General features: G+C 55.1%; 21 protein-coding genes. 10 read left to right on the top strand and 11 right to left on the bottom strand.

From position 1 onward, the window contains the following. Positions 1–1,185 (bottom strand): NAD(P)/FAD-dependent oxidoreductase, encoded by a 1,185-nt coding sequence (locus K5Y33_RS21320; RefSeq protein ID WP_222235057.1) that lies wholly within the window; start codon positions 1,183–1,185, stop codon positions 1–3. 241 nt (positions 1,186–1,426) lie between these two features. Between K5Y33_RS21320 and pitA the strand changes: the two genes are divergently transcribed. Continuing rightward, the gene (pitA, locus tag K5Y33_RS21315; protein WP_137386695.1) at positions 1,427–2,926 is read left to right on the top strand and encodes an inorganic phosphate transporter PitA; all 1,500 of its coding nucleotides are present in this window, start codon (positions 1,427–1,429) and stop codon (positions 2,924–2,926) included. A 56-nt stretch (positions 2,927–2,982) separates the two neighbouring features. Here the strand turns inward: pitA and uspB are convergent, their stop codons facing one another. Continuing rightward, entirely contained in the window at positions 2,983–3,318 is a 336-nt protein-coding gene (gene uspB, locus K5Y33_RS21310; protein ID WP_008108136.1) for a universal stress protein UspB, read from the bottom strand. Positions 3,319–3,736: 418 nt separating this feature from the next. On the opposite strand from uspB, the gene uspA reads away from it, so the two are divergent. Further along, positions 3,737–4,174, top strand: a complete 438-nt coding sequence (gene uspA, locus K5Y33_RS21305; protein WP_007889892.1) for a universal stress protein UspA — start codon at positions 3,737–3,739, stop codon at positions 4,172–4,174. A gap of 66 nt (positions 4,175–4,240) precedes the next feature. Here the strand turns inward: uspA and rsmJ are convergent, their stop codons facing one another. From rsmJ to K5Y33_RS23755, 4 genes are all read right to left on the bottom strand, one after another. Beyond that, the gene (rsmJ, locus tag K5Y33_RS21300; protein ID WP_222235056.1) at positions 4,241–4,990 is read right to left on the bottom strand and encodes a 16S rRNA (guanine(1516)-N(2))-methyltransferase RsmJ; all 750 of its coding nucleotides are present in this window, start codon (positions 4,988–4,990) and stop codon (positions 4,241–4,243) included. Between the two features lie 8 nt (positions 4,991–4,998). Then, positions 4,999–7,041 (bottom strand): oligopeptidase A, encoded by a 2,043-nt coding sequence (prlC, locus tag K5Y33_RS21295; protein WP_222235055.1) that lies wholly within the window; start codon positions 7,039–7,041, stop codon positions 4,999–5,001. Positions 7,042–7,181: 140 nt separating this feature from the next. Further along, the gene (locus K5Y33_RS21290) at positions 7,182–8,519 is read right to left on the bottom strand and encodes a hypothetical protein (RefSeq protein ID WP_222235054.1); all 1,338 of its coding nucleotides are present in this window, start codon (positions 8,517–8,519) and stop codon (positions 7,182–7,184) included. Between the two features lie 55 nt (positions 8,520–8,574). After that, positions 8,575–9,024, bottom strand: coding sequence for a hypothetical protein (locus K5Y33_RS23755; protein ID WP_255602812.1), 450 nt, complete (start codon positions 9,022–9,024; stop codon positions 8,575–8,577). A gap of 329 nt (positions 9,025–9,353) precedes the next feature. On the opposite strand from K5Y33_RS23755, the gene K5Y33_RS21280 reads away from it, so the two are divergent. Both K5Y33_RS21280 and K5Y33_RS21275 read left to right on the top strand, forming a co-directional pair. After that, positions 9,354–10,196 (top strand): 23S rRNA (adenine(2030)-N(6))-methyltransferase RlmJ, encoded by an 843-nt coding sequence (locus K5Y33_RS21280; RefSeq protein WP_101762727.1) that lies wholly within the window; start codon positions 9,354–9,356, stop codon positions 10,194–10,196. Positions 10,197–10,236: 40 nt separating this feature from the next. Next, positions 10,237–11,049, top strand: a complete 813-nt coding sequence (locus K5Y33_RS21275; RefSeq protein WP_192236944.1) for a CPBP family intramembrane glutamic endopeptidase — start codon at positions 10,237–10,239, stop codon at positions 11,047–11,049. Here the strand turns inward: K5Y33_RS21275 and rnz are convergent. Then, positions 11,046–11,957 carry a ribonuclease Z gene (rnz, locus tag K5Y33_RS21270; protein ID WP_110867666.1) on the bottom strand — a complete coding sequence of 304 codons (912 nt, stop codon included), beginning with the start codon at positions 11,955–11,957 and terminating at the stop codon, positions 11,046–11,048. The two genes, K5Y33_RS21275 and rnz, sit on opposite strands and share 4 nt — an antisense overlap. A gap of 126 nt (positions 11,958–12,083) precedes the next feature. Here rnz and gorA point away from each other — a divergent pair, with 126 nt between their 5' ends. The 4 genes from gorA (at position 12,084) to K5Y33_RS21250 (ending at position 15,483) form a co-directional block, all read left to right on the top strand. Then, positions 12,084–13,436, top strand: a complete 1,353-nt coding sequence (gorA, locus tag K5Y33_RS21265; RefSeq protein ID WP_222185991.1) for a glutathione-disulfide reductase — start codon at positions 12,084–12,086, stop codon at positions 13,434–13,436. Between the two features lie 219 nt (positions 13,437–13,655). After that, positions 13,656–14,588, top strand: a complete 933-nt coding sequence (locus tag K5Y33_RS21260; protein ID WP_101762731.1) for a nucleoside recognition domain-containing protein — start codon at positions 13,656–13,658, stop codon at positions 14,586–14,588. A 163-nt stretch (positions 14,589–14,751) separates the two neighbouring features. Next, positions 14,752–15,027, top strand: coding sequence for a type II toxin-antitoxin system RelE/ParE family toxin (locus K5Y33_RS21255; RefSeq protein WP_101762732.1), 276 nt, complete (start codon positions 14,752–14,754; stop codon positions 15,025–15,027). An 87-nt stretch (positions 15,028–15,114) separates the two neighbouring features. Beyond that, complete coding sequence (locus tag K5Y33_RS21250) at positions 15,115–15,483, top strand: helix-turn-helix domain-containing protein (RefSeq protein WP_192236941.1); 369 nt, start codon at positions 15,115–15,117, stop codon at positions 15,481–15,483. Between the two features lie 75 nt (positions 15,484–15,558). Here the strand turns inward: K5Y33_RS21250 and K5Y33_RS21245 are convergent, their stop codons facing one another. Next, positions 15,559–16,380 carry an SDR family oxidoreductase gene (locus tag K5Y33_RS21245; protein ID WP_222235053.1) on the bottom strand — a complete coding sequence of 274 codons (822 nt, stop codon included), beginning with the start codon at positions 16,378–16,380 and terminating at the stop codon, positions 15,559–15,561. 95 nt (positions 16,381–16,475) lie between these two features. Here K5Y33_RS21245 and K5Y33_RS21240 point away from each other — a divergent pair, with 95 nt between their 5' ends. Both K5Y33_RS21240 and K5Y33_RS21235 read left to right on the top strand, forming a co-directional pair. Further along, positions 16,476–17,378: a LysR family transcriptional regulator gene (locus K5Y33_RS21240; protein ID WP_222235052.1), complete on the top strand. Its 903-nt coding sequence runs from the start codon at positions 16,476–16,478 to the stop codon at positions 17,376–17,378. 108 nt (positions 17,379–17,486) lie between these two features. Next, positions 17,487–18,404 (top strand): bestrophin family protein, encoded by a 918-nt coding sequence (locus K5Y33_RS21235; protein WP_222235051.1) that lies wholly within the window; start codon positions 17,487–17,489, stop codon positions 18,402–18,404. A gap of 31 nt (positions 18,405–18,435) precedes the next feature. Here K5Y33_RS21235 and K5Y33_RS21230 read toward each other — a convergent pair whose 3' ends face one another. From K5Y33_RS21230 to K5Y33_RS21220, 3 genes are all read right to left on the bottom strand, one after another. After that, a complete protein-coding gene (locus tag K5Y33_RS21230; protein ID WP_222235050.1) occupies positions 18,436–19,332 on the bottom strand; it encodes an alpha/beta hydrolase in 897 nt (298 codons plus the stop codon). Positions 19,333–19,607: 275 nt separating this feature from the next. After that, a complete protein-coding gene (locus tag K5Y33_RS21225; RefSeq protein ID WP_101762791.1) occupies positions 19,608–19,955 on the bottom strand; it encodes a hypothetical protein in 348 nt (115 codons plus the stop codon). Between the two features lie 26 nt (positions 19,956–19,981). After that, positions 19,982–21,331, bottom strand: a complete 1,350-nt coding sequence (locus K5Y33_RS21220) for a sodium:proton antiporter (protein WP_192236938.1) — start codon at positions 21,329–21,331, stop codon at positions 19,982–19,984. Positions 21,332–21,357: the final 26 nt, after the last annotated feature.

The following is a 21,357-nucleotide window of genomic DNA, read 5'->3' as shown; positions in this document are numbered from 1 at the left end:
TTAAAGCGCCTGCGCGCACGCCCAGGCCGAGCTCCACGCCCACTGGAAGTTGTAGCCGCCCAGCCAACCGGTAACGTCCACCACTTCGCCGATAAAGAACAAACCTGGCACATCGCGCGCTTCCATGGTTTTTGACGACAGTTGGGTGGTATCGACGCCGCCTAGCGTCACTTCGGCGGTGCGATAGCCTTCGGTGCCGTTTGGCTGCACGCGCCATTGATGCAGCGTGCTGACCAGTTCGCCCTGCTGCTTGCTGTTTAGCTGCTTCAGCGTGACGTCAGGAATCTGCTTTAGCTCCTGCAGCACTTCCACCAACCGTTTTGGCAGAATTTTCGCCAGGCTGTTTTTCAGGCTGAGATTGGGATGCGCTTCGCGCTGCACATGAATGAAATCATCCAGCGAAGTGGCAGGTGACAAATCAATGGTGACGAATTCACCCGGCTGCCAGTAGCTGGAGATTTGCAGCACGGCGGGCCCCGATAAGCCGCGATGGGTAAACAGCATCGCTTCTTTAAATAAGGTGCCGTCCTGCGAGGTGATGGTGGTGGGCAGCGCGACGCCCGACAGCGTGTTGAGCTGTTCCAGAAGCGGTTTATGCAGCGTGAACGGCACCAATGCCGCGCGCGTCGGGAACACTTTCAGGCCGAACTGTTCCGCCACTTTGTAGCCAAACGGCGTGGCGCCGAGGCCTGGCATCGAGAGCCCGCCGCTGGCGATCACCAGTTTTTCTGCCTGCACCGATGTGCCGTTCAGCTGCAAGGTATAACCATTATCGTCGCGATCGACGCTCAGCACTTCACTGCGCAGGCGCAGCGTCACCTGCCCGGCATCACACTCTTTCAACAGCAGATCGACAATCTGCTGTGCGGAGTCATCGCAGAATAATTGCCCGAGCGTTTTCTCGTGATACGCAATGCCGTGGCGATTGACCAGATCGATGAAATCCCATTGGTTGTAGCGCGCCAGCGCCGATTTGCAGAAATGCGGATTGTGCGACAGATACGCCGCCGGTTCGGTGTGCATGTTGGTGAAGTTGCAGCGACCGCCGCCCGACATCAAAATCTTGCGACCGGCTTTTTTGCCGTTATCCAGCAGCAATACGCGGCGACCCAATTGCCCTGCCTGCGCCGCACAGAACATGCCGGCTGCGCCTGCACCAATAATGATAACGTCAAACTTTTCCACTGCTTTATCCGCCTTGCCCGAAAGGCGCTGATTGTAGGGATTTGCGGCTTTTAGCGCCAGCTTCAAAAAAATGCCGTAAATGTGTCATAATGTAACTTACTAATTTTAAGCTGTTTTCAGCTAAATCTATACGCTGCATTACAATTTTAAGACAATAAAGAGCTATATTTTTCTTTCATATCGCGCACGTTGTCGCAGATAATGCGCCGCGTTCATGTCCTCCCAAAATGGCGTAACGTTTATGCTACATCTGTTTGCTGGTCTCGACCTCAGTACCAGCCTGTTACTGATTCTTGCTCTGCTGTTTGTATTGTTTTACGAAGCAATCAACGGTTTTCACGACACTGCTAACGCGGTCGCGACTGTCATTTATACCCGTGCGATGCGGGCGCAACTGGCGGTTGTCATGGCGGGTGTTTTCAACTTCTTAGGTGTTTTGCTTGGTGGATTGAGCGTGGCGTATGCCATTGTTCATATGCTTCCGACCGATTTACTGTTGAATGTCGGTTCGGCCCACGGACTCGCCATGGTCTTCTCCATGCTGCTGGCCGCGATTATCTGGAACCTTGGCACCTGGTATTTGGGTTTGCCGGCGTCCAGTTCTCACACATTGATTGGCGCTATCATCGGTATTGGTCTCACCAACGCCCTGATGACCGGCACCTCGGTGGTTGACGCGCTCAACCTGCCGAAAGTCATCAATATCTTCATGTCCCTGATTCTTTCGCCGATTGTAGGTCTGGTGATTGCAGGCGGTCTGATCTTTATCCTGCGTCGCTACTGGAGCGGAACCACCAAGCGTTCGCGCATCCACATGACGCCTGCTGACCGTGAAAAGATTGATGGCAAGAAAAAGCCCCCGTTCTGGACGCGCATTGCCCTGATCGTTTCCGCGATTGGCGTGAGCTACTCACACGGCGCTAACGATGGTCAGAAAGGCATTGGCCTGATTATGCTGGTGCTGATCGGCGTTGCGCCGGCTGGTTTTGTGGTGAACCTGAATGCGTCGGGTTATGACATCACCCGCACGCGCGATGCCGTAAACCATCTGGAGCAGTATTATCAGCAGCACAACGAATCACTGACGCACATGGTGCAGATGGCGCCGCCTGTGGTGCCAACGCCAGATGAATCGCTTGGCGGTCCGCAGGAGTTCCATTGCGACAGCAGCCGTGCGCTGCAGGCTATCGATCGTGCGCAGCTGCTGCTGAACAATCTGCAGAGCTACGATCAGCTGACGGTTGATCAACGCAGCCAGATGCGTCGCCTGCTGCTGTGCGTTTCCGATACCGTAGATAAAGTGGCCAAGCTGCCGGAAACCAGCGCGGACGATAAGCGCTTCCTCAACAAGCTGAAAAGCGATTTGCTGGGCACCGTTGAGTACGCACCGATCTGGATTATTGTGGCTGTGGCGCTGGCGCTCGGCATCGGCACCATGATTGGCTGGCGTCGTGTTGCCACCACCATTGGTGAGAAAATCGGTAAGAAAGGCATGACGTATGCGCAAGGGATGTCGGCGCAGGTGACGGCCGCAGTATCGATTGGCGTGGCCAGTTACACCGGTATGCCCGTTTCTACCACGCACATTCTGTCGTCGTCGGTGGCCGGTACTATGCTGGTCGATGGCGGTGGATTGCAGAGTCGCACCATCAAAAATATCGCTATGGCGTGGGTGTTCACCTTGCCGGTGTGTATTTTGCTGTCGGGTTCGCTCTACTGGATTGCACTGAAACTGATCTAAGCAAAGCGCAGAAATATTCGAGGGCGACGCGATATCGCCCTTTTTTATTGCCCTTTTTATTGCCAGATCGCCATCGCAATCAAACTCACCACCACCAAAAAGCAGAGCCCGCTGGTCAGCACAAACTGTCCGCGCACGCGCTCACAGCGGCGAATGAACTCGTCGTCATGATGATCGTGATAGCGCTTCTCCCAGATATAGCGCACCAGCCGCACCTGCTTACTCGGCTGCCCGTGCGACGTGAAGAAACCCGCACCATCCACGTATTGATATAACAGCGGATCGCAACCGCGCAAAACGGCTAAAAGTGAGCGCAAAGAAGAGAAATAGCGCGCCATATTCACCAGACAAACCACACACAGAGCCCAAAAAAGCGCGATAGTGCTGATCATGTTCCCCTCCCGGCTGGAGCCGCAACGACGTCGAACGCAGCGGGGAATTGCTGTAGACGCCGCACGGGAAATAAACCAGCCATTGAATGATGTCGATTGCATTGTTGTTATGCGAACCTGAGTGCGCAACGCATATGGCAGTGGCACTTATTTTCAGTGTAGGAGATCTGTTGAATTTTTTTCCAGCGATGATTTTCGTTCAGGGCGAGTGAAAAAGCCGATAACGCTTGATCTTCCTCACAAGCGAACTTGCGCTTGCAGCATTTGTTAACAACTCTGGCTATACTCAGGACATAATAAAAACCGCCTGCAAGGCTGAAATAGTTGGTTGGTGGCGCTTCATCGCCGTCTCGCGCAAAGGAATCGCCGACCGTGAAAGCAGGAAGATTGCCCCGAATCTTGAGAAAGGAGTTTTATCATGGCTTATAAACACATCCTGATTGCAGTAGACCTTTCCCCGGAAAGCCAGTTGCTGGTTGATAAAGCCGTTTCGCTGGCCCGTCCTTATGATGCAAAAATCTCGCTGATCCACGTTGATGTGAACTATTCAGACCTCTACACCGGGCTGATTGATGTCAATCTGGGCGACATGCAGAAGCGTATTTCTGAAGAGACGCACACCGCGCTGAAAGAGCTGTCAATTAACGCCGGTTATCCGATCAGTGAAACCCTGAGCGGCAGCGGCGATCTTGGCCAGGTGCTGGTGGATGCGATTAAGAAATATGATGTGGATTTGGTGGTGTGTGGTCACCATCAGGACTTCTGGAGCAAGCTGATGTCATCGGCGCGCCAGTTGATTAACACCGTGCATATCGACATGTTGATTGTGCCGCTGCGCGACGAAGACGAAGAATAAAAATCAGGCCGGGTTACCGGCCTGATTTTTTGTAGCGGCGCAATTTATTGCGCATTGTTTGCGTTATTACCCCAGCGGCGGATAAATATCAAAACGATGGCTTTTGGTCACCACCGCATCCTGCGTCACCACGCCCGCTAACGGCGGCGCGTAATCCGGACGCTTCACCACAATGCGCTTCTTCGCCAGACGGCGCGCCGGTTCCAGCAACGCATCAGCATCAGCATCCGCACCGACCAGCGACTGAAACACCCGCATCTCTTTCTTCACCATCGCGCTTTTCTGGCGATGCGGATACATCGGGTCGAGATAGACCACATCCGGCGCGGGCGTGACATCACACAGCGCTTGCTGGCTAACAGCGTGCAGCAACGTCAGCCGATCGCGCAGCCAGCCGCCAATCTCCGCATCCTGATAACCGCGACGCAAACCATCGTCCAGCAAGGCCGCCACCACCGGATGGCGCTCCAGCATGCGCACGCGACAGCCCAGCGCCGCCAGTACAAACGCATCGCGCCCCAAACCGGCCGTTGCATCAACCACATCTGGCAGATAACCGCTTTTGATGCCGACCGCTTTCGCCACCGCTTCGCCGCGACCGCCGCCAAACTTACGCCGATGCGCCATCGCGCCCGAGACGAAATCCACGAAGATGCCGCCGAGTTTCGGCTCATCCAGTTTACGCAACTCAAGATGCTCAGCGGTTAACACCAGCGCCATCGTCGCCTGTTCGTCCTGCTGCAAACCCCAGCGCTCGGCTAAATGTAATAAGGCGCCGTCTCCGGCGCCCGTTTCATCGATTAAACCAATTTTCACAAGCCGGCTTATCCCTGAATTCCGTAGTGTTCCAGCATCGCATCGAGCTGCGGTTCACGACCACGGAAGCGTTTGAACAGCTCCATGGGCTCTTCGGAACCGCCACGCGTCAGGATGTTGTCGAGGAACGACTGACCAGTCTGACGGTTGAAAATGCCCTCTTCTTCGAAGCGCGAATAGGCATCGGCAGCCAACACGTCGGCCCACAGATAGCTGTAGTAACCAGCCGCATATCCGCCAGCAAAGACGTGGCTGAAGGCGTGCGGGAAACGGCCCCATTCCGGGCTTGGCACCACGGCAACCTGCTTCTTCACTTCACGCAGGGTTTCGAGGATGCGCGCACCTTGGGCGGGATCGAACTCGGTATGCAGACGGAAATCGAACAGGCCGAACTCCAGCTGACGCAGAATAAATAGCGCCGCCTGATAATTTTTCGCCGCCAGCATTTTATCCAGCAGTTCCTTCGGCAGCGGTTCACCGGTTTCGTAGTGGCCGGAGATAAACGCCAGCGCTTCCGGCTCCCAGCACCAGTTTTCCATAAACTGGCTCGGGAGCTCGACGGCATCCCACGGCACACCGCTGATGCCAGACACGCCCGGCGTTTCGATGCGCGTCAGCATGTGATGCAGACCGTGACCGAATTCATGGAACAGCGTGATCACTTCATCGTGCGTGAACAGCGCCGGTTTGCCCTGCAGCGGACGGTTAAAGTTGCAGGTGAGATAGGCCACCGGCTTCTGCAGACTGCCGTCGGCTTTACGCATCTGGCCGACGCAATCGTCCATCCACGCACCGCCACGCTTGTGTTCACGTGCGTAGAGATCGAGGTAGAAGCTGCCGCGCAGTTCACCGCTTTCGTCGAACAGGTCGAAGAAGCGCACGTCTGGATGGTAAACATCGACGTCTTTACGCTCTTTAGCGGTGATGCCGTAAATGCGTTTAACCACCTCGAACAGACCACTTACCGCGCGCGCTTCCGGGAAGTACGGACGCAGCTGCTCGTCGCTGATGGTGTAGAGATGCTGTTTCTGTTTCTCGCCGTAATACGTCAGATCCCACGGATTCATCTCGTCGACGCCGTACCCTTTCTTCGCGAAGGCGCGCAGCTGAGCCAGCTCTTTTTCACCCTGCGGACGGGCGCGTTTCGCCAGATCGGTCAGGAAGTCGATGACCTGCGCCGGATTTTCCGCCATTTTGGTTGCCAGCGATTTGTCGGCGTAAGAGTCGAAGCCCAGCAGCTGAGCCAGTTCATGACGCAGCGCCAGCTCTTCCGCCATCACCGGACCGTTGTCCCATTTGCCGGCATTCGGGCCCTGTTCGGAAGCACGCGTTGAATACGCGCGGTACAGCTCTTCACGCAGCGCAGCGTTGTCGCAGTAAGTCATCACCGGCAGATAGCTTGGGATATCCAGCGTCAGCAGCCAGCCTTGTTGCTCTTTGGCTTCGGCCTGCGCTTTGGCGGCGGCCAGCGCGCTTTCCGGCATACCCGCCAGCTCCGCTTCATCGGTCACCAGCTTGCTCCAGCCCATGGTGGCGTCGAGCACGTTGTTGCTGTAGGTCGAACCCAGTTCAGAAAGACGTGCCGCGATTTCGCCGTAGCGCTTTTGCTTCTCTTTATCGAGGCCGATACCGGACAGCTCGAAATCACGCAGGCTGTTATCCACTGCTTTCTTCTGCGCGGTATCCAGCGCCGCGTAGCTATCGCCCTCTTTCAGGTTGCGATAGGCCTGATACAAACCTTCATTCTGGCCGACCCAGGTGCTGTATTCGGACAGCAGCGGCAGCGTTTGCTCGTAAGCTTCGCGCAGTTCCGGGCTGTTTTTCACCGAGTTCAGATGGCTGACCGGCGAGAACAGGCGACCTAAGCGATCGTCAACTTCAGCCAACGGCTGCACCAGATTTTCCCAGGTGTAAGGCGCGCCTTGCGCCACAACGCGCTCTACCGCTGCGCGACAGTCGTTCAGCGCTTCGGTAACCGCAGGAACCACATGTTCAGGTTTGATAGCAGAAAACGGGGGCAGCGAAAAAGGCGTGAGTAACGGATTGGTCATAAGCGCAGTCCTTTCATGATGAAGTAGTGGCGCGAATGCTCGCGCGACGCATTTTACTAACATGCGGCTTGATGACAGGAAAATCAATGCCACTGAGCCTGTACCCATGAAGAAAAGCCCGCCAGAAGGCGGGCTGAAGATTATTTAATCGCGAGTTGGTAGTGAATCACATCGTAGGGCGCCACCCACGGCGGCAGCGGTTCGCGTTCGATGATATCTTTTGCCAGTGCCCAGCCTTCTACTGCGCCGCCGGCTCCCGTTAACGACATCCCTTCATACAACATGGGAGGCAGATTGTTATCAAACGGCACTTTGTCATCAGCAAAATCGTTAATCACTTTGCCGCCTAAGGTACTAACTTTCACGCTGACTTCCACTTGCTGGTCAGGAATAAGCTTGGCTTTGACTGTTTTTACGGCAAACCAACGCACACCATTTTGCGTCACTAAAGCTTTGCGCTGTTCTAAATGTTTGTTGAGCTGGTCATAGCCCTTCTCAATCAGCGATCCCATCTTTTTATTGATCGTCTCCTGCATCGCAGCATATCGCCGTGACATCTCTTCACTGTTCATTACCGAAGTGCCGGTTTGTAACTGCGTGCTGAATCCCGCGATCAACTGATCAATGCTGATGGTGAGACCGGTATCTTTTACCATCTGTAATTGAACGACCGCATTGCTGGCGATCGATTGCCCCAGCATATAGCCATCGCGCTCAGCATCGGTTTTGGGTTCTGCGGCTGCAACCACTGCTGCTGGCTGCTTTTTCGCAGCCTCCAGTTCAGCGGTGAGTTTCACTATGTTTTGCTGCTGCATCACTTTTACTTCATTCAGTGACGCGAGCTTTTTCTCACTCTCAGATTGTTGTTTTTGTAGTGCCTGCGACATTTTTTCACTTTCGGCCAGCTGAGTTTTTAGCGCATCCTGATCGCGCTTAGCAGCAGCCTGCGCTGCGGTAAGTTGCTTACGTAGCGCGGTTGCATCCGTCGTTTGCTGCTGTGCGGCTTTGAGCTCTTGAGTTAGCCGGATGATATTTAGTGTTTGCTGCTGTTTTTCTTCATCCAGCGCCGCCCGTTTGTTATCGCTGTTCGCCTGCTGTTCTTTCAGCGCTTTTTCATGCTGTTCATTCTTTAGTTGCAGTGCGGCTTTCTGTTTTTCAAGCTCGCTTATTTGCGCACGGAGCTGGTGAAGCTGCTCCGGCGTTTTCGATTTTACGGCAGGTTTCTCAGCTAATTTTGGCGCTACCGGTTTTAGCTGAGGTTTTGGCTTTTGCACTGGAACAGGAGGCAACGTGCGGGCTGCATCGCCAAACGCTTGCAATACATCATCTTCAGCGGCCGCGCAGGCCAGAGCAGGGAAGAACAATGCGATGATAATAAAGACAAACGGCAGATGACGCTGTGTCATCACAATCTCCTGTAACAGCCTTAAGAACACAAAAGGCTTCATCTCTATTAATAAAATAGAGATGAAGCCCATCCTCAGCGCGAAATTTCGCGCTGCTACTTAGCGAATGCAGTTAAATAGTTATGGTTTAACCGGCCTGACGAATAATTAACTGTGACAGACGTGTCTTAATACGGAAGCACAATTCACGAATCTGGAATTGATAACGCGGCATCACTAAGTCGTTAATATCCGCGCCAATCGAATCTTTAATTTGCAGATATTTATTGGTCTGGGCACCGATTTTCTGGAATTCGGCCTGATAGCTATCATATGACGCCTGGCTATACAGACGCATCGCGTCGAGCTCTTTACGGCACTGCTGAATGTTGCTGGAACGGTCGTCACTGAGTGAAGCCGTCGCGGGTTGCGCCGGCGCTGAAGCCACAAATGGCGTACCTTGCTGCTCTGGCGCGGTTTGCGCGGCGGATTGTTCGTCCGCAGTCGGCGGCGTTACTAAACTATGAACGGGTTGTTGTTTCGCGCAGCCAGTCAGTACCAACAGGCTTGCCACCGCGACACCAGTCATTTTTTTCATTATTGTCACCAGGAGTTGTTTGAGATGCTTTAAGCAAAAAATTATACGGTCTTCACCGGAAAGTTTCCTGCCAGAACCACCTGGCATTTCGCTCATGACCGCTTCGTTATCGGAAACTAACTTACTTAATCCGCGATGAAATTTCGAGTATCACGTCATTTCGTAGCAAATTACCGACAAGAAGTCTGATCGCAACCGGCTATAGCGGCGCATTGGCGCAAAACTTAAGCGGCAGCCAAAACGTCAGCAATTTTTATGCAGCGCGGCTATAATCGCGCCACACACGATGTTTTCACTCCCTTTGATGCAACCGCGGACCCCCTTTTTTTATGCTGAGTTATCGCCACAGTTTTCATGCCGGCAACCATGCCGACGTGCTGAAACACACCGTTGAAAGCCTGATCCTCACCGCTCTGATGGAGAAGGAAAAACCTTTCCTCTATCTGGATACCCACGCCGGTGCCGGACGTTACCTGCTGAGCGGAGAGCACGCCGAGCGTACCGGTGAATATCTGGAAGGCATCGGCCGCATCTGGCAGCAGCCGGATGTACCTGAGTTGCTCAAGCCGTATCTTTCGGCGGTGCGTAATCTCAATCCGCACGGCACCTTAAAGTACTATCCTGGTTCGCCGTTGATTGCCCGCTTCCTGCTGCGTGAAGAGGACAAAATGGAGCTGACCGAGCTGCACTCCAGCGATTACCCGCTGCTGCGCACCGAGTTCAGCAAAGATTCCCGCGCGCGCGTGGCGCGTGGTGATGGCTACCAGCAGCTGAAAGCCAAGCTGCCGCCGCTGAGCCGCCGCGGCCTGATTCTGATCGATCCGCCATATGAGTTGAAAAGCGATTATCAGGATGTGGTGAAAGGCATTCAGGAAGGTCACAAGCGTTTCGCCACCGGCGTGTTTGCGCTGTGGTATCCGGTGGTGATGCGTCAGCAGATCAAACACATGGTTAAAGATCTGCAGGCCACCAATATCCGCAACATTCTGCAGATTGAACTGGCGGTGCGTCCAGACAGCGATCAGCGCGGCATGACGGCTTCCGGCATGATCGTGATTAACCCGCCGTGGAAGCTGAAAGCGCAGATGGAAGAGCTGCTGCCGTGGCTGCATCAGAAGCTGGTGCCAGCCGGCACCGGTCACTTCAGCGTCACGCAGATCGTGCCAGAATAAATTCGCCTTACCGCGTCGCCAGCCTATTAGGACTATTATCATGTGGATCATTCTGGCTGGCGCGCTTGCTATGCTGTCGCCCGCCAAACGTTTTTCGGTACTGCTGCTCACGCTCGCCACCATTCTTGGGCTGTTCCAGGATGTGCTGGATTGGCCGGCGATGGTGCTGCTCGGCGCCATTGCCGTCATCGCCTGGATTCGCGTGGAAAATAACGCGCGCTGGATTCAGTGGGTGAGTGAAGTCGCGCTGGTTGCCATTGCCATCGGCCTGTTTGTACACTTTTTCCCGGGCTTCAAAAATCCGCGCCAGGTGGAAGATGTGCAGGCCGGGCCGCTCAGCCTGCCCTTTAGTTTCTCGTACAACTTCGATAAAGCGCTGATTCCGTTTGTGCTGCTCATCTGCTTGCCGCAGCTGTTCCGCACCCAATCCGCGCCGCCGCGACTTAAAATTTTGTGGCTGGCGCTGCTGGCGGCGATTCCGCTGCTGCTGTATGTCGCGGTGCAGTTAGGTGGCCTGGCCGTTGAACCCCACTGGCCGGAATGGTTGGGCAGTTTTATGCTGGCGAACCTGTTCTTCGTATCACTGGCAGAAGAAGCGTTCTTTCGTGGCTATCTGCAACAGCGTCTGCGCCAGCACATTGGTGCCGTGGCGGCCCTGTTGCTGACGTCGCTGCTGTTTGGTCTGGCGCACTTCCCCGGCGGGCCGCTGCTGATGATCTTCGCCACGCTCGCCGGATTGATTTACGGCCTGGCGTGGCAGTGGAGCGGACGCCTGTGGGTCGCCACCGGCATCCATTTCCTGTTCAACATGACGCATCTGCTGTTCTTCACCTATCCGGCGCTACAGCACTAAACCTCGAACACCGCGAAATCATGTGCCAGCTCGGTCGCCGCAAACACCGACTGGCACTCTGCCAACAGTTTTTCCCGATCCTTAGATAAATAGCGCGAGCTGAAATGCGTGGCGATCATGCGCTTCGCCCCCGACTGTTTCGCCACTTCCGCAGCCTGAATGGTGGTTGAGTGGCCGCGTCCATTGGCTTTCTCCTGCAGCGCCGCCTCCAGCGTGGTTTCATGCACCATCACATCAGCATTTGCGGCCAGCTGGAGCGCCACGTCGGTGGGCGCGGTATCGCCAAATATCGCCAGCACTTTGCCTTTGGTAGCCGGGCCAAGATAATCCGCACCGTTGATCTCGCGACCATCTTCCAGCTGGATGCGCTTACCCGCTTTCAAATCCTGATACCACGGCCCGCGCGGTACGCCTTCCGCTTTAAGACGCGGCGCATCAAGGAAGCCCGGTTTATCGTGCTGCTCGATGCGATAGCCATAACACTCAATCACATGATTCATCGGCCAGGCCGTCACGCGCACTTCGCCGTCATCCAGCACCAAACCGGCTTCAATCTCGATAATCTCCAGCGGATAAGAGGTGTACGAGCCACTCAAACTGAGCGCCGTCTCGATAAACTGGCGAATACCTTTCGGCCCGTAAATGGTCATCGGTTCGGGGATGCCGGCCATGGAGCGGCTGGTGAGCAAGCCCGGCAGCCCAAAGATGTGGTCGCCGTGCAGATGGGTGATAAAGATTTTCTCCAGCTTGCCCGGCTTCAGCGCAGAGCGCATGTATTGATGCTGCGTCGCCTCGCCGCAGTCAAACAGCCAGGTGTCGCCGCGTTTCGACAGCGTCAGCGCTATCGCCGTGACGTTACGTTGCAGGCTGGGCGCACCGCCGCCGGTGCCGAGGAATGTCAGTTGCATGCTATGCTTCCCTGTAATCGGACATAAAAATCAATGCTATTACAATCATAGGTGCAATCTTTGCGTCAATAATCGTCATAGCGTTAAACTCTATGCCAATTTTCTTCCAACAGACGGACATAACGCATGACCAGACATTTTGACTACCTCGCCATCGGCGGCGGCAGCGGCGGTATCGCCTCGATTAACCGTGCCGCGATGCACGGCCAGAAGTGCGCGCTGATTGAAGCCAAAGAGCTGGGCGGCACCTGTGTCAACGTCGGCTGCGTACCGAAAAAGGTCATGTGGCATGCGGCGCAAATCGCTGAAGCTATTCATCTTTATGGGCCAGATTATGGCTTTGATACCACGGTAAACCGGTTTGACTGGTCAATCCTGGTGAAAAACCGCAGCGCCTACATCGACCGCATTCACAGCTCGTACGACAACGTGCTAGGTAAAAACAAGGTTGAGGTGATCAAAGGTTTCGCGCGCTTTATCGATGCCAACACCGTGGAAGTGAACGGTGAAACACTCACAGCCGATCATATTCTGATCGCCACCGGCGGGCGTCCAAGCCATCCAAAGGTGCCGGGCGCGGAATACGGTATCGATTCTGACGGTTTCTTCGAACTCGATGCGCTGCCAAAACGCGTGGCGGTCGTGGGCGCGGGTTACATCGCGGTGGAGCTGGCGGGCGTGGTCAATGCGCTGGGTGCGGAAACCCATCTCTTCGTGCGTAAGCATGCGCCTCTGCGCAGCTTCGATCCGCTGATCGTCGATACGCTGGTAGAAGTGATGCAGGCCGAAGGCCCAACGCTGCACACCGAATCGATTCCAAAAGCCGTGATTAAAAACGCCGACGGCAGCCTGACGCTGCAGCTGGAAAGTGGCCACGAGCAAACCGTGGATTGCCTGGTGTGGGCGATTGGCCGTGAGCCGGCGACCGACAACCTCAACCTGGCAGCAACCGGCGTGGCGCTGAACGACAAAGGTTACATCAAGGTCGATAAGTTCCAGAACACCAACGTGAAAGGCATCTACGCGGTGGGCGACAACACCGGCGCGGTGGAACTGACGCCGGTGGCCGTGGCGGCAGGTCGTCGTCTCTCCGAGCGCCTGTTCAACAACAAACCGGACGAGCATCTGGATTACAGCAACGTGCCGACCGTGGTGTTCAGCCATCCGCCGATTGGCACCGTGGGCCTGACCGAACCGCAGGCGCGCGAACAGTACGGCGACGATCAGGTGAAAGTGTATAAATCTTCTTTCACCGCGATGTATACCGCCGTTACCCAGCATCGCCAGCCGTGCCGTATGAAGCTGGTGTGCGTTGGCCCGGAAGAGAAGATTGTAGGCATTCACGGTATCGGTAACGGTATGGATGAGATGCTGCAAGGCTTCGCGGTGGCGCTGAAAATGGGCGCAACCAAGCAAGACTTCGATAACACCGTAGCGATTCACCCAACGGCGGCGGAAGAGTTTGTGACGATGCGTTAATATTTCCCGCCGGAATTGAAAAACCAGCCGTTTAATATGGCTGGTTTTTTTATGGCTGCAATTTATATACCTTTTCTTCACTACTCAATAATCCACGCACAGGATAAGATTTATTTCTTTGCTGCAGGGTGAGCATTAATGCGCACCGCAAACTTCATGGCATTGCCAGCTTATTTATTTTTACGGGGAGAACGGTGTGAGCAAAGGTCGGAATCGGGCATGAATATTATTGATATCATTATGTCCGCAGGCAAAGCCTCGGTAGACGTGGCGCTCTACACATTGATTCCGATTATGGTGGTGATGTTATTCATCATGAAATATCTGGAGGTCAAAGGCGTACTGGATTTTGTTGTACGTCATGCCACACCGTTATTAAAACCTTTCGGTATTACCGGTCTGGCATTTTTTGCCATGATTCAACTTAATTTCGTCAGCTTCGCGGCACCGCTGGCGGCGCTGGCCATCATGGAAAAGCGCGGTACGTCCGATCGTCATATGGCGGCCACGCTGGCGATGCTGTTTGCGATGGGCCAGGCCAGCACCTTTTATCCCCTGATTCCGGCGGGATTACACTGGAGCACAGCGCTAATTATTTCGATCTGCGGCGGTGTATTAGCGGCGGCGGCAACCTATCACCTGTTTGGCCGCAAACTTTCCGATGCGGCGCTATTAAATGAAGATGAGGCCGTTACCAATAGCGAAAATAAAATGGGGCTGATTGGCATCATTAATAGCGCCGGATCCGATGCGATTCGTCTGGCGCTGGGTTCGCTGCCGATGCTGATTATTTCATTATCGGTGGTTGGCATGTTGAAAGAAGCGGGCGGGATTGAAATGCTGACGCGTCTGGTGTCGCCACTGCTGGATAAGCTGAATATTTCCGAAGTCTATATTCTTCCGGCGCTGACCAAATGTCTGGCGGGCGGCACCGCCTATTACGGCGTGGTGGCGGGATTGGTGGAGAAAGGCTTATACAGTGCGCACAACATCAACGCCTCGGCAGGATTACTGATTCAGACCTTTGACCTGCCCGGCATCGGGATTTACCTTGGCCTGTCGAGCCGATTCCCGCGCCTGTTCCGCTTTGCCGTGCCTGGCATTCTGCTCGGTATTGCGCTGCGTGCGACGGTGCACGCCATTCTATTCTGATGATGGCTCAAAAGCGTTGATGATGGATAGCCGCCAAACCCGCTGCTTTGTGATTATATAGAACTAAAACACAGTAAAAATCTATATACATTGCAGATATAGAAAAGAATATCTATAATATCTAAATCCAGTGAGGAGTGTTTGTAACAAGTGAGGTAAGGGAATGCCAGAGCTACATTGGCGCAAAGCTGCTCTGAAGCAGATGCGAGCCATTGCAGACGCTAACGAAAGGAAGAAGCTGAATGAGCAAGTGAATGAGTTAAAAAAGTTTCCGCTTGTTCCGCCCAATCTGGATGTTAAGTCTTTGAAAAATGGTCAGGCTGACTATCGGCTTAGATGGGGAAATTATCGTGTTTTGTTCGACTATAACAAAGGCGAGGAACCGAAAATCATCGCTATTCAGCAGGTAATGAGACGTACCAGCGGAACATATAAATAATCAAGGTAGAGATTTGCTGCCTTAATTCACAGATTCTCAACTCGTTTTCAAAAAACTGATAACGCTGAATACTGGAACATACATCCTATGATCGAATTCATCACTGACAGTGCTGGCAACCGCAAAGCGGCAATTGTTCCCATTGAGCTGTTCGAAAAACTGACTCAACATGCTGATTTCGCTGAACTATGGCAATCAATCCCTTACGAATCCGGTATTAATGATGACGCCTTGATTCCAGGTGACGTCGTAGACATCGCCCTTAATAAGGGTGTCACTCTTCACGCCGCTTGGCGCATCTATCGTAAACTGACCCAAAAGCAGGTTGCTGAAGCGCTTGGCATCACGCAAGCGTCTGTCTCTGCGATGGAAAAAAGCGAAAAACCGCGTGATTTTAATCTCGCCAAGCTCGCTGAGCTTTACGAGTGCATGCCAGAACAACTTACCGATGATTAAACAAAAAGCCGGTCTTCCCGGCTTTTTTGTGCCACGCGTTCTGCATGGCACTCGCGTGATTTTTAAATTATACGATTACACATCCGCGCCGAATGCCACATCGCGTTGCCCGCGCAGCTCCGCCAACCGCCCTTCCAGCGCCGCTTCGATGTTCTGATACGCCGTACTGCCAAGCGCTAAACGCAGCGGCATGCTGGCCTGATCCAGCGTGGCGATCATCGCCGTAACGCATTTCCCGGCATCGCCGGCAATGGTGAAATCGCCTGAAAGAATTGCCTGCCGCAATTGGCCAGCAGCGTTTTCACGATAAACTTCTAGCGCATCTGCCACGTCCAGCCCCGCGCCAAAATGGGTTGCGGTGGGGCCCGGCTCGACCAGCAGGAAATCGATACCGAAACTGGCGACTTCCTGGCGTACCGCCTCGACAAATCCTTCAATCCCCCATTTCGTGGCGTGATACAGGCTGAAATTGGGATAAGCGACCTGGCCGCCTTCCGAGGAAACCTGTGCGATGCGCCCGCCGCCTTGCTGGCGCAGGAACGGGATCACCGCGCGAATCAGCTGGATTGAGCCGGTAAGATTGGTGGCGATCTGCCGATCAATCTGCGCATCGCTCAACTCTTCAGCTGCGCCGAACAGGCCGTAAGCGGCATTGCTCACCACCACATCAATGCGATCGATGGCGGCAAAGGCGCGTTTAATGGTGGGCGCGATGCTGGCGGTGTGCGCCAGATCGAGCGTGATAACCTGCAGCCGTTCGCCATAGGTTTGCTGCAGATCGGCCATCGCCTGTTCACGCCGCACCGTCGCTACTACGCGATCGCCGCGTGCCAGTAAACGTTCACTCATCAATCGGCCCAGCCCGCTGCTGGCGCCGGTAATCAACCAGGTTTTCATCTTGTGCTCCTCATATTGAAAACCTGATGGTAGATCGCTTTACTGGTGGAGATAATCCACCTAATCGCGCATGACCCGGTGAGGAAAAGCCACCAATGAAACGTCCTTCCTGGCACGAACTGCAGGCCATTAAAACGCTGGGCGAGCAGCGCAGCTTTCGTCGTGCCGCTGAAATGCTCGGCCTCAAGCGCTCGTCACTCAGCCATCTGGTGAAAACGCTGGAGCACAATCTGGGCGTACAGCTGTTTCAACGCACCACACGTAGCGTGTCGCTCACCGATGCCGGGCAGCAACTGCTGGATCGACTGTCGCCGCTGCTGAACCAGATGGATGATGTGCTGCACGACATCTCCGCCAGCCGCCATCAGCATTACGGCACGCTGCGCATCAGCGCCAGCGATGCCGCGATCGCTTTGCTGCTGGAGCACGTGGTGGCGGACTTTAGCGCGCGCTATCCCGATATCCAGCTCGATTTCGCCGCGCAAGGTGCGTTGGTGGATATCACCGCCGCCGGTTTTGATGCCGGCATTCGGCTGATTGAGGATGTGCCGCAGGATATGGTGGCCGTTCCGCTTGGCGGCCCGCTGACGTTTATCACCGTCGCCGCGCCCGCTTATCTGGCGAGAAATGCGGCGGTTAATCATCCGCGCGATCTGCTACAGCAACAGTGCATTCGCCAGCGCTTACCGAGCGGAAAACGTTATCAGTGGGAATATGCGCAGGCGGAAGAAAAGCAGGAGATTGACGTGCCAGGCACGCTGACTTTGGACAGCAACGCGCTGATGGCGCAGGCCGCTCTCGCCGGTTTAGGCATTGCTTATGTGCCGTCGCTGTATGTCGAGAAAGAGATGCGCAGCGGCCAGTTGGTGGAGCTGCTGGCCGATTGGCGGGTGCAATCGGCGGGGATTGCGCTGTGGTTCCCACCCAACCGGCATCAATCCATGGCGCTACGGCTGTTTATCGATGCGCTGAAAATCAGCCTGCCGCGTCATGCGTGAGGCGAGCAGCACGGCTTTTGTCTTAAAACCTTTGGCAATGGCGTTGATCCTTTGATGCCCGGCGGCGTAACCTGTCGCCACAAAACCTAAAAAATACACCATCGCAAAATGATCGTACGTCCTCACCAACACTGGTTTCTCCGGCTGTTTGACTGGCATGGATCGGTGCTCAGCAACATCGTGTTCCGCCTGTCGCTTAACCTGCTGATGTCGCTGATCGCCATCTTTGGCTATCCGTGGTACTCCACTTTCGGCATTCACCTCACCACCGCGCCTTTTAGCCTGGTCGGGGTGTCGATCGCCATCTTCCTCGGCTTTCGCAATAACGCCAGCTATGCGCGCTTTCTTGAAGCCCGCACCTTGTGGGGTAGCCTGCATATCACCCAGCGCTCGCTGCTGCGGCAGATCAAAAGCATGCGTGGCGTGAGCGAAGAACAGGTGCGGGAATTTACCGGCTTGCTGCTGGCGTTCTGCTGGTGCCTGAAACATCGCCTGCGTAAAACCGATGTGCAGGCCGATCTGCAGCGTTTGCTGCCGGCCAACTGGCACAGCGCGGTGCTGCATCATCCGATGCCGACGTCACAGATTTTGTTGTGTTTGAGTGAATGGCTGGCGCTACGCCGCGATGAAGGCTTGGTGTCGGATATTGTCTGGCAGAGCATTGATGAAAATCTGAATCAGCTGTCGGGGATTTTGGGCGGTTGCGATCGCATCGCCAGCACGCCGATTCCGTTCGCCTACAGCCTGATTCTGCATCGCACGGTTTATCTGTTCTGCACGCTGCTGCCGTTTGCGCTGGTGGCAGATTTACACCTGATGACGCCGCTGGTGTCGATGTTTATCTCCTACACCTTTTTGTCGCTGGAAGCGCTGGCGGAGGAGCTGGAACATCCGTTTGGCACCGCACCGAATCACCTGCCGCTCGATGCGCTGTGCGTCAATATCGAACGCAATTTGAAAGCGATGAATGGCGATATGCCGCTACCGGAACCGTTGCAGCCGAATGCGAATTTTAATTTGACGTGATGTTCCAGGTCGCCATTTATGGCGACCTGGTTCACCCTTGATTATCCAACCACCGCACATACGCCTGATCCCACAACGCGGCGGGCGTGCCCGCTTTGCCGAGACCAAAACCGTGACCGCCGCTGCTGAGTTCAATCAGCTCAACCGGCACGCGCATGCGGCGGCAGGTATCGCGCATCAGTTCAGTATTATGGGGATTGGAGGTGCGATCGTCCTCGGCCTGCGCGAGGAACGTGGGTGGATATTGGCGTGTGACGTAGTTTTGCACTGACCAGTTGGCTTCCTGGCTTGGCGTAGCGTTTTTCCCCACCATCATCAGATGCGTGTTGGTGTGCTGATACGGCGCTTCAAGGGTGATCACCGGATAAATCAGGCCAACGCTATCCACATTCGGCCTGATCTGGTCAAGCGGGTCCTGCGCCGGATAGGATTCGAAATCCGGACGCGCCGCCGCCATGCCGAGCAGATGGCCACCGGCAGAAAAGCCCAGCACATGGACTTTGCTCTCCATCGAACGCACCAGACGAATGGCGCGCTGCGCATCCTGCAGCGGTGCCAGATTGCCCGCCTGCCACTTCTCACCCGGTAAACGGTAGCTGAGCACATACACGGTGTATCCGTTGGCATTAAGCCAGCGCGCTACCGGCCAGGCTTCGCGGCCCATGCCGATAAACCGATAGCCGCCGCCCGCCGCCACAATCACCGCTTCGCCGTTGGGATTTTCCGGGCGAAAACGCTGAATGGCGGGTGAAACGATATTGGTCCATGAGCCATGCGAATTCACTTTAAGCAAGCCGGAAGGGCCGCCGCCGCCCGGCGGATCGTCGGGCCACAACGGAATGACGTCATCGCGGGCAAATAGCTTGCCCGTGGTCATCGAGAGAACGGTTGCTCCAGTAGCCAACAAAAAGTGACGACGTGTAATCATCTTGCCCAGTGCCAGTATGCAAAAAATGCCAGCTTCAACAGCTGAATCTCATTATGTGACGCATGTCTGATTTCGACGTTGGCGATTATGTACGTAAATCGTACAAAAAAGCCATAAAAAAACGCGCCTAAAAAGGCGCGAGCTTTTTCGAATACCCTAAATAATTCGAGCTGCAGGAAGGCGGCAAGGGTGTGAATCCCCAGGAGCTTACAAAAGTAAGTGACTGGGGAGAACACACGCAGCCAACGCACCTGCAGCTCGAAGTATGACGGGTATTAATCCTGTTGCTGGAATTGCGTCATCACTGTTTGTTCGCACTGCTGCTGATCTTTACGCAGTTTACCGCGCTCATCTTCGCCCAACTCCAGCCACGCGCTAATCACTTCCTGCGCGATTTCTTCATTAAATTCAGGTTGCTGCATGGCCGATGAAGACTGACTGGCTGCGAGCTGCGACTTCAGCTTCTCGGTGTAGCCATCTAAATCGCTGGTCTTCTTTTCACTGCTCACCAGATGACACAGCTGGCTGGCATAAACATTCTCTTCCTGATTATTGTCGCCGTCGGCAGCCAACGCACCGGCCGACAGCGACAGCCCAACGAGGGCGAGTAATAACGCTTTCATAATAGGCTCCAATAATTTCCAATAAATCATTTTTCATTCTGTTCGGCGCGGGCGGCCTGACGTGCGGCACGCCAGTTTAACAATGGCGTGACCGTGATGCCGTGCAACACAATGCTGCACACCACTAACGTCAGCGCCATATCCACCATCTGCTCCGCCTGCGGTCCACGCATGCCGTGCACCCATGCATAGGCAATATAATTGATACTGCCGATGCCGCGAATACCCAACCAGCCAATTAGCAAGCGTCGCATCAACGGAATATCGCAGCGCCATGTGGTGATCCACACCGCTAGCGGGCGCACCACCACAAACAGCAGTAGCGCCAGGCCAATGCCGGTGAGATTCCAGTGCTGCGCCAGCGTAATACCGAGCACCACCATCATGCCCGCCGCCAGCAAACGCTCGATAGTATCACCAAAGGAGAGCGCATCGCCGATCACCAAACCCACCGATTTCACCATGCCGCTGCTGCCCTGCGCCATCCGCTGACCGGTATTCACGCGCGCTTCAGCCGGTAAGAAACGCTCCTCTTCAGACATCTCATCTTGCGGATAGTGCTTCACCACGCGCAATTCCGCACGACGTAAACCGACGCCGGCCGCAAAGGTGGCGAGGAAGCCCGACGCATCCACCGACTGCGCGGCGGCATAGCTGAGCGCAATCAGCGCCAGCGCGAACAGATCGTTGGGTGCCAGATCCTGATTGGCGGTACGTAAATGCGTCGCCAGCTGGCCGATCAGCCAGCCCAGCGCAAAGCCGATTCCCAGCCCGCCGCCAATCGCCCACAGCGCATCTTTGGCGAACCATTCACCGAGCGCAGCGGTGCTGAGTTCGCCCGGCTGCAACAGCAAAATCGCCAGCATCAGCAGCGGCAGCGCCGAGCCGTCGTTCATGCCCGCTTCGCTGGAGAGCGCTACGCGCAGGGCATCGTCATCACGCGCATCGTTCACTGAAATCAGGCTGGCGAGCACCGGATCGGTCGGCGCGACAATGGCACCAAACGCCAGCGACATCGCCCAGTCAAAGCCGGTAATCCAGTGCACCAGCACCGTCATGCCGCCGACGGTGAGGAGCATCGCGGGAAACGCCAGCCTGACGCCAAGCCGCCACGCATGCGCGTTGAGCGGCAAGCGCAGTTTCAGCCCGGTGATAAACAGCGAGGCCGCCATAGCGATTTCGGTGAGATGAGCGGCGAGATTGGCGTGACCGATGATGTCAACTTGCAGCAGATTGAGCATCCACGGGCCACACAGGATGCCGGCGAACAGGTAGAGACCAAATGAGGTCACTGGCCCGCGGTGTATCCAACCGGAAGCCAGTGACATAAGAAGTAATAGACCGCCGGTGGCGGCGGTCCAGGCCAGGAAATTCATAACGCTCCGTTTTTAAATAACATTCT

The sequence above is a fragment of the Pantoea sp. DY-17 genome (assembly GCF_019795975.1).
GTDB classification, from domain to species: domain Bacteria; phylum Pseudomonadota; class Gammaproteobacteria; order Enterobacterales; family Enterobacteriaceae; genus Pantoea; species Pantoea leporis.
This window is presented reverse-complemented; position numbering and strand designations above follow the sequence as displayed.